This window comes from Sphingobium sp. CCH11-B1 (genome assembly GCF_001556865.1).
Taxonomy (GTDB): Bacteria; Pseudomonadota; Alphaproteobacteria; order Sphingomonadales; family Sphingomonadaceae; genus Sphingobium.
Genome location: NZ_LSJY01000044.1, coordinates 43,494 through 52,199, shown reverse-complemented (window position 1 = coordinate 52,199; position 8,706 = coordinate 43,494). Strand labels below are relative to the sequence as shown.

Genomic DNA, 8,706 nt, shown 5'->3' with positions numbered 1-8,706 from the left:
CCGTAAATCCGCGCCTGCGCGCGAACCGCTCGACATAAATCTCGACTGCAAAGAAGCGATGTTATCTGGAGATCCAGATAACATCGTCTCGAGCGGAGACACCTCCAGCGAGAGGTTGGCACGCTCCTCGGGCGACAGTTCGGCAAGGCGCCGCTCGAGAATGGCTTCCGCCGTCGTGACCAGCTGGATCACCGCAACATGGCCCCGCGCGATTTCCTGCTCGATCTCGGGCAGCAAGCTGGGCATTTTCATGGCTACCAAAAGGGCGAGCCAGAATCGCTGTTTTGAACTTTCGAACCGGCTCAACGCCGATCCCTTGGCGCGCGAATTGAGCGTGGCGCCCGACACGCGATCTACGATGTTGGTCGCCTTGAGCACCGCATCGAGATGGCGATGCACGATGGCCCAGGAATCGGCAAATGTGTCGTAGATCGCTGTCTGATCAGGCGTGAGCTTGTGGATCAGTGGTGCATATTCGACGCCCGCGAAGCTCAACGCTCGGGCGGTATAGAGCCCCATGGCTTTGAGGTCGCGGGCCACGATCTCCAGAGCCGCCACGCCACCTTCTTCCATGGAGGACAGGAAGATATCGCGATCCGCAAAGGCTGTGCCCGGTCCCCACAGGCCGAGACGGGAAGCATAGCTCAGATTTTCCGGCTTTGTCGCGCCGGTCGCGGACACATAGAGTATGCAGGCACGTGGAAGGGCGTTTTGCAGGCGAACACCGGCAAGTCCCTGCTCGGACCCGCGCGCCGTGCCGAACTCGGTTTCGGTGCCGGCGGCATTGCCCATCTCGTGGGACTCGTCGAACACCAGCAGCCCCTCGAAATCATCGCCCGCCCAAGCGATGATCTGCTGCAGACGCGATTGCCGATCATGGCGCGCAGAGCGCAGCGACGCGTAGGTCAGGAACAGGATTCCGCTTGTCATGGTGATCGGGCTTCCGGGCGGAAAACTGTCGATCGGCTGAATGTCTATCGGCAGGCCGCCCAGCGCGGCGTGGTCTCGTCTCGCATCTTCTAACAAAGCTGTACCGCGGCTAACCCATATTGCCTTGCGATGTCCCTGGTTCCAGCGATCGCGGATGCAGGCTGCGACTTCACGGCCCTTGCCCACGCCGGTGCCGTCGCCGATGAAGAAGCCGGTCCGGTAGATGTGCCCTGCGGCATTGTCCTCGAGGCGGTCACCTGCACCGTTGGGGAGGAAACGTCCGGGCAGGTCGCGCGAAAAAGCATCGCCCGCCAGAATGACGGTTTCAAGCTGGGCATCGGACAGGGCCGCCACCGCGCGCTGCTGAAGCATGGGACGGTGGGTCGGTGCCGGCGGCGCGATCGAGGCCATGGCGATGGATTCGACCAGATCGTCGGGATGCGGCGTTGCCCCCTCGATCGCGATCCGCGCCAGGCGCCAGGGGGAATAGAGACCGACCGGGGCGCCCGGCGGGAGCGGCACGTCGAGAATATGGTAATCGAGCGGCTGTGCCATGTCGCCTTGCGCGGCAATGCGGGAGGGCGGCGCCAACTGGCGGGTGGCGGTTCGCGCGAACACGGCGTTCGGTGATGGGCGTGGCGTGGGTGTGGGGCGCGGCATTGTAATCGGCGTGGCGGGCGGTGGTAGTTCAGCCGGATCGAGTCGGCTCGGAATGGTCAGCACGATATTCAGCGCCGCATCGATCGTATCGGCGGCATGCCGTTCCGGGTCTCCAGTCCAACCCTTGTCGAACACAAGCAGGCGCACATCGATGCTCGTCCCATGCTTGGCATAGGGATTGCCGCCTATGGTGATCTCGACGCGCGGTGGCGTCAGCTCGGACACCATCGTATAGCCAAGCGCCGCCGTCCCATCGGCTGCGAAACTCGGCGGCATGATCGCGACGCAGCGGCCAGCGGGGGCAAGCCTGGCGAGCGCGGCGCGCAGGTGACGGGCTCCTGCATGGCGATCGACGCCGCGCCCAGCGCTTCGGCTGAAAGGCGGATTGATCAGGACCAGCGTCGGTCGCGCCATGGCCGACAACAGGTTGTCGATATTCTCCCCATCATGGCGCGTGACGGGCTGATCGAAGATGCGCGCAAGCAGGTCGGCCCTGCCGGGGTCGAATTCATTAAGGAGCAACCGGGCGCCGATGCGCCTTGCGTGGACGGCGAGCATCCCGGTCCCCGCGGACGGTTCGAGCACGATGTCTTCGGGCCGTGCCTGGGCGGCCAGGCCCGCCAACCAGGCAAGCGTTCCCGGCGTACTGAATTGCTGGAGATCGACCTGGCGTTCGGACCGGTAGGTCTGGGTCGGTAGGCCGCGTTCGAATGCACGCAGGCTAGCGCAAATGTCCTGCGCCGAGTCGCTCTGGAGTAGCGCGCATTCTGCGTCAGCGAGCAGCATCACCTGCGCGGCTTCCAGGGCGTCATAGGCGTCCCGCATCGACCAAGCGCCATCGGCATCGTCGGCGCCGAACGCTTCGATCATGAGCTTTTTGATTGCCAGTCGCGTGACGGCACCGGTAGGCCGCAAACGCTGGGCGATCGATTTCGCGACGTCGTGCAACCGCGATGGCATATCAGCTGTCGGCGAGGGGGCGAACTGGAAAAGATTCATGGACACCTCAATGGACTATGAAAAACGCGTACGTCCCTTTCCCCTCTCCCCATCAAGCATGGCGTGAGCATCCCGGCACAACGCGTTCGCTAGCCGGTGACGGCATCGCGCCCGGGCGCTAGAAGAAGCCATGGCTTCCTCGCTCGACTATCTCGATGAACTCGATCGCCTGCTGCTCGACCAGGGCGAGGATTGCATGCTGTTGACCCAACTGGATGGATTCCTGGCCGGGATCATCGTCAGTCCCGAGCTGATCAGTCCCGGGCAATGGCTGAAACTCATCTGGGCCGGCGACGACGGCAAGGGTGTTCCCCGGTTCGACGACGTCGGCGGGATGCAGCATTTCATAGATCTGGTGATGCACCACTATCACGCGATCCTGACATCGCTGGCTCGACCGGGCGAGTATGAACCGGTGTTGGAAATCGATACGCGATCCGACGAGACCCTGTGGGAAATGTGGGTCGAGGGTTTCGGACAGGCGATGGACATCGCTCCGGCTGGCTGGCAGCGCATATTGACGGATGATGATCCCGGATGCCGGGCAGCGATCGAAGGCCTCCGGATGCTGCGTGCTTTTGCCGACGGCTCGACGCAACTCACGCGCGTGCAAGAGGATCGCTGGGACGCGGAAGCGCCCGACCTCATCCCTGTCTGGGTGGACATGCTGCACCAATGGCGGTTGGAGAATGATCCGAGCCGACCTGCAACGATCGGGCGCCAGAAGATTGGCCGCAATGATCCCTGCCCTTGCGGATCTGGACGCAAATATAAGAAATGCTGCGGCCTGAACTGAAACGGAGCGCTGTGATCGGGGCCGAAACGACAGGCTCCGGCCCTGCGGGCGGTCAGGCCGCCTTAGCGAATCCGTCTTCGCCGTCGCCTCCGGAGTCGGCGGGCGTATAGGTCTGCTCCTGGGCTCCAGTCACATCCGGCAAGTCCTGATCGACATCGCGCGGCGCAGCGTCGAAACGCATCGCATCAGGAAGCCATGAAAGCGCGCGTTGCTGAACTTCCGGTTCCATGATGACGTGTCCGCCGAAGAGCCGTTCGGCGGATGCGGCGAGATCATGCTTCTTCGATCCGGAATAGCGCAGGCGCAGTTCATCGCCGCCGATCTCCTCGAATAACGCGAGAATACCCGGCTTGGTCAGCTTGTCGAAGAAGGTGAGCGCAGTCGGGCGCCACCAGGCGGCGACATCAATGCCGAGCTTGTGACCCAGATGATCGATAAAGCTCGCGCCCTCGCCGCCATCCGGAACAGCGCAAAGCGTGCGGGCGATCACACAGCCGAGCCAGACTCCCCGCGCGTCGTCCGGGAGCGCGCAGAAAGCATCATACCGCTCCTCGATGGTGTTACGGCCAACCCAGCTGCGATCGAGCGATTCATCCAGCCTGACCCATTCGGCTGTGGCAGCCGTCTCCGGCTTGAAGTCGACGATGAGCGGCGAGGGGATTAAGGCGTGCAGGTCACTCGGCATGCCGGAACTCGGCATCCGGCACTGCTCATCCGCCATGATGAAAGTGCCGAGATCGAGCGCGAAACCCGGATCGCTCGCGACATGGAGCGCGAGCAACTGGGTCTTCATCATCGCCATCATATCGTAAAGCCGCTGGCTGATCATCGGTCGCGTATCATCAGTGACCGCCCCCTCCTGCACCTGCGCTTGTGTGTCACCCTCGCCGCCGTCCGCCATACCCTCGCCCACCGTTTCATCGGCAGGGGCGACGTAAAGCTGGTGATGGATTTGCGGGCGGCCATCGGGTGCGAGCACGACATAGGCAAGTGCGGACGCTTTCTGCTCAGCGTCGTACCGTGGGGCGCGGTCGACGATAGTCGTCAGTTCGGCGCGCAGTCGCTGCTCGTCCTCGCCATCGGGTTCTTTGCCCTCCTGGTCCGGATCGCCTTCGATTTCGGCGATCTGCGCTTCGATCTCCAGCTTGCGGGCCTCCTGCTCGAGCGTCAGCGGCTCCTGCGCGCCGGTCAGAGGTTGCAGGGCATAAGTCTCCATATACGGAATGCGGGGACCAGCGACGACGCGTACCTCGCCCAGCCCTTCACGTGTCCGGATGGCCTCGGCTTCGGCGAGCAGTTTCCTGTCCGCCAGTTCATCGAGGATATGCGTGTCGACCCAGCGTTCGTCGGCCGCGGTAGAGAAGAGGTCGGCGTCCTCGACGCGGCCGCCCGCGGCGATATAGGCACCGCGCCCAATCAGCAGCGCCTTGGGCTCGTCCGCGCGATAGCTGTAATTTTTGAGCAGCCGCCGGATCTCGTTGACGTTATCGCGCGACCAGGTCCCTCGCACGGCCTCCCAGACCGCTGTCTGGCGAGCTGTATCGGCGGTCGTCGCATAGGCCTTAGCAATATCGAGCGTGATCTCTTCGGCTTCGAGCGCGGCGAAGATGGGACCTGCGAGATTGGCGAGGCGGAGCCGCCCCAGCACGAACCGCTCCTCGATACCGAAGCGCCTGGCGATATCTGCAGGGGTGCGCCCCTCGACTTCGATCAGGTCGCGGAAGGCCAAGCAATCTTCAGCAGGGGACATGGCCAGGCGATCGAAATTTTCAACCAGGCTGATCTCGCGCCCATCCCTGGCGTTGGACAGGATGAGAACCGGGACTTGATGATCGGCTGGCAGCGTTCCCTTCTCGATCAGCCGATGAATGGCGTCGAGCCGGCGGCCGCCGGCGGTAACCCGATAATGCCCCTTTTTGCGCGCCACGGGGATGGCGACCAGGTTCTGTACAAGGCCGTGGCTGGCGATGCTGGTTTCCAGTTCGGCATCGGCGCGCGCATCGGTCCGCTTGCGGACATTGACCGGCGACTTGGCGAGATTGGCGGCGGGCACAAGGATGGGTGTTGTGGTCATTCGTCAAAGCTCCACAGAAGCGGCCCGGGCATCGAACCGCGCACCTTACTCATCCCCCTTTCCCTTTCGTTTCCGTTTTGGCTCGTGACGACAGGCAGGCGCAAAGCTATGAACCGTAGCTTCGTAATTTTAAGGAGGAAGTTTATGAACAATTCCGAACTCGCCGAGGCACTTACGGCTGCGCACGAATTGACGAAGGCCGATGCGCGCAAGCTCGTCGATGCGGTATTTGGGGCCATCGCCGACGCAGCAGCCAAAGGGGAGGAAATCTCGCTGAACGGCTTTGGCAAGTTCAAGGTCAAGGACACGCCGGCGCGCGACGGACGCAATCCGGCGACCGGGGAAACCATCACCATCAAGGCGTCGAAGAAGCTGACATTCACGCCCGCCAAGGCGGTGAAGGATCGCCTGAACGGCTAAACGAAGCGCTGCCAATGCTGTCGCCGGCAGGGCAGCACCCTCTTGCATGGATATCAGGCAACGCGTTCCCGTGCTTCCAGCACATCTGCCCAGTCATTACAGGGTGCCGGCGGCCAAGGGCTGACGATCTCAAGGCCTGGTCGATTATAGGCGAGATGGGCGAGGCGATTGGCTTTCCATCCGGCCGCATCCCGGTCGAACAGCAGAACGAGGCGTTTCAGCCCGCTGGGCAGCAGGACATGCGCGGCGCGTTCGGCGCCGAGTGTCGCCCAGACGGGAATGCGGTGAAGGCGCATCGCGGCGAGCGCCGTTTCGACCCCTTCAGCGAGGCCAAGAACTGTGGTCGCGGCGGCAAGTTGCACTGCCCCGCGACCCGGCCGTCCAAGCATCAACCGCGGATCCGACAGATCATCCGCCTTTAAGCCGGTCGTCGGATCGAGGAAGGTTCGGTGGACAGCGACGATCCGACGCCTTTCGCGGATCGCTGCAATCATCGCCGGACGGAATACGACTGCATGGCCACGTCCCAGCGGCGTACGCGCATTGTAGCGCAGATCGTGCCAGGGCGGTGAGAGGAAACGGCTGGCGAGATAAGCTTGCACGGGAGTGCCCATAATAGATTTGGATGCCTCCCAAACCCGCAGGCTAGGCCCGGGCCTGGGCCAGTCGATGTACAATTTGCATGGCGAAGCCGAGATCGGCCGCTCGGGAAGCGCAAGGTGCAGGCGCCGGATCGCCCGCAGGACGTCTATGGTGTCGCAACCCGCAAAGCATTTGAACAGCAATGTCTCGCGGCCCACACGGATCGACAGGCTGGGATTATGGTCATCATGAGCCGGACACAGACACAGGCCGCGGTCATTTCGCCATGTTCCTCCCAGCTGGCGGCACAGGTTTGCGCCCTGGAACTCGAGTTGGAGACCTTCCATCGTCGCACGCTCAGCCGCTGAGCCCTTTTTTTTCATGTCTCATCGAGAGCCAGCGACAGTGCCAGAAGCGCCGCCGCCAACTCGCGCTGGACCTCAGCAACGTCGAGATCGAGTCTGGCGGCTATTGCCGCATAGGTGAGGCCCTCGACGCAATGGGCGAGATAGATGACGCGTCTTTGTTGCGGCAGCTCCGCAAGGGCGGTGCGCAACTTCGCCTCTTGCTTCGCATCGCTGGAGTCCAAGGCGTGCTGCTCGACCCAAATCCATCCCCTGACCCACACGCCATGAGGGGTCTCCTCGACACGGGTTTCGTCGGCGTCGATGCGCAGCACGGGCGCACCTTCCAGCCTGGCCCTGGCGACTGCAATTGCTGGATGGCCGGCATCGCCCAGTCGATCGGCAACGGCCGTAAGACGACGAAGAAGCGGCGCGGCTTTGCCGCGAGACCAGGACCAAGTCCCGCCGAACAGATGGGCTTTGAGATCTTGAAGTAGCGAAACTATCTTGGAATTGTGCATGGTGGTTCATTCCTGCCGGATACTACCTGCCCCGTCCCACCCCCTCCTTTCCCAAGCCATGTGGTCCGGGCGTCGTGCTCTTCGTCGTCGTCGCATCTTAAAGGGATTCTCGAGCGCCCGCGTTCGTCACCCCTTTGCGGCTCGGGCGATGGAACCGATATCCATCCATTGGACGCCGCGAGGACCGTCGGAGCCATTGCTCGATTGGTTTGCGAAATATCCTGTCAAACGGGACGCCGCGCAGCTATGTTTTAGAAAGGTTTTTACTTGAAACAGAATGGAGGCGCTCGGAGGCTGCCAGGAGATTGATTGAAGAGGAGGGAGAGGACGCAGCTTGCGATCGCCGTAAATCGGCGAAGGGGGAACCGCCCTTGAACGAGGACGACTATTCGGAGATATTCGAGCGGCTGAGCCCTCGAAAGGGCGATTGCCTGCGAGAGGCCGCTAAAGGCAGCTCCTCGAAAGAGATCGGACGTGCTTTGGGTATCTCACCCAACACGGTCAACAATCACATCCTGGAAATCCGCAGGCAGCTGGGCAATGTGTCGAAGTGGAAAGCGGCACAACTTTTCGTGTCATGGGAAGCCCGCAAGGGGGGGCAAAATATACCCCCCCAATCAATGGTTATTCCCGATAACCCGAATCCCATGCCAACTGGTCCCACCGAAACCCAGGCGGACGACCAGGCGACGCAAGGAGAAGCGGAGGATTTTTTCGCGAATGAACAAAAGCCCTATGGCGTTCGCGACCCACGCTTTTCCTTGCTCGATATTGTACCGTACCGCGTAGCCGGGAGGCAACGTAATGAGCTGAGTGGACCTTACATACTGATCGTTTTCGCGATCCTCACCACATTGATGCTCTTTGCCGTAGGCGCCGGGTTTTCCTTGCTGTTGGCGCTCAACGGCCTCGTGAAGAAATAGAGCAGCAATCCAGAAAATCCATCTACGTGACCTGCTCCGAGCGGAGCGGGAAGGAGAAACCATGCGCGCTCAACGCCAATCCATCGCCAAACATGTAGCCGAACGGCTGTTCGCCGCCGAAGAGGCCATCGATATCGCAGCTGCCCGTATTGCCGAACTAAATGTGGCGCTACCACTTGCACGGCTGGATGCTCGCCTCTCGGCCATGATCGGCCAGAATGCTATTCAAAGCTCGGCTTCGGCGATGTTGCTCGTTGCCGAGACGCGCGAAAAGATCGTCACGACCCATGCCAATCTCAAGCAGGCGAGTGATGCGATCGGGTTACCGGAGACCAGCTATGGCGACCTACTCAAGGTGGCATCGGCGGAACACCGGCCTGAGGGACAACATCTTCGTGCGGTGTGAGGCATGTGCCGAGGGAAATTGACGAACCGTTACATTTATTGTTCCCTCAGC

9 protein-coding genes are annotated in these 8,706 nt (G+C 62.0%); 5 read left to right on the top strand and 4 right to left on the bottom strand.

Going from position 1 to position 8,706, the window contains the following annotated elements; translation table 11 throughout:
- Nucleotides 1–2,460: strawberry notch family protein (locus tag AX724_RS05570; protein ID WP_231736487.1), on the bottom strand; the 2,460-nt coding region annotated here is incomplete at its 3' end.
- On the opposite strand from AX724_RS05570, the gene AX724_RS24380 reads away from it, so the two are divergent.
- Nucleotides 2,459–2,656: a hypothetical protein gene (locus AX724_RS24380; RefSeq protein ID WP_231736485.1), complete on the top strand. Its 198-nt coding sequence runs from the start codon at nucleotides 2,459–2,461 to the stop codon at nucleotides 2,654–2,656. The genes AX724_RS05570 and AX724_RS24380 overlap by 2 nt on opposite strands.
- Before the next feature lie 63 nt (nucleotides 2,657–2,719).
- Entirely contained in the window at nucleotides 2,720–3,385 is a 666-nt protein-coding gene (locus AX724_RS05565; protein ID WP_066764239.1) for a UPF0149 family protein, read from the top strand.
- 52 nt (nucleotides 3,386–3,437) lie between these two features.
- Here AX724_RS05565 and AX724_RS05560 read toward each other — a convergent pair whose 3' ends face one another.
- The gene (locus tag AX724_RS05560) at nucleotides 3,438–5,459 is read right to left on the bottom strand and encodes a ParB/RepB/Spo0J family partition protein (RefSeq protein WP_066764238.1); all 2,022 of its coding nucleotides are present in this window, start codon (nucleotides 5,457–5,459) and stop codon (nucleotides 3,438–3,440) included.
- A 144-nt stretch (nucleotides 5,460–5,603) separates the two neighbouring features.
- Here AX724_RS05560 and AX724_RS05555 point away from each other — a divergent pair, with 144 nt between their 5' ends.
- Entirely contained in the window at nucleotides 5,604–5,879 is a 276-nt protein-coding gene (locus tag AX724_RS05555; RefSeq protein WP_066764236.1) for an HU family DNA-binding protein, read from the top strand.
- Nucleotides 5,880–5,932: 53 nt separating this feature from the next.
- On the opposite strand, the gene AX724_RS24900 is transcribed toward AX724_RS05555, so the two are convergent.
- Entirely contained in the window at nucleotides 5,933–6,808 is an 876-nt protein-coding gene (locus tag AX724_RS24900; RefSeq protein WP_066764233.1) for a DUF7146 domain-containing protein, read from the bottom strand.
- Between the two features lie 32 nt (nucleotides 6,809–6,840).
- A complete protein-coding gene (locus tag AX724_RS23900) occupies nucleotides 6,841–7,140 on the bottom strand; it encodes a sigma factor-like helix-turn-helix DNA-binding protein (protein WP_197421480.1) in 300 nt (99 codons plus the stop codon).
- 557 nt (nucleotides 7,141–7,697) lie between these two features.
- Here AX724_RS23900 and AX724_RS05540 point away from each other — a divergent pair.
- Both AX724_RS05540 and AX724_RS05535 read left to right on the top strand, forming a co-directional pair.
- Nucleotides 7,698–8,249: a helix-turn-helix domain-containing protein gene (locus AX724_RS05540; RefSeq protein ID WP_197421479.1), complete on the top strand. Its 552-nt coding sequence runs from the start codon at nucleotides 7,698–7,700 to the stop codon at nucleotides 8,247–8,249.
- Nucleotides 8,250–8,310: 61 nt separating this feature from the next.
- Entirely contained in the window at nucleotides 8,311–8,655 is a 345-nt protein-coding gene (locus AX724_RS05535) for a hypothetical protein (protein ID WP_066764229.1), read from the top strand.
- The last annotated feature ends 51 nt before the right edge of the window (nucleotides 8,656–8,706 follow it).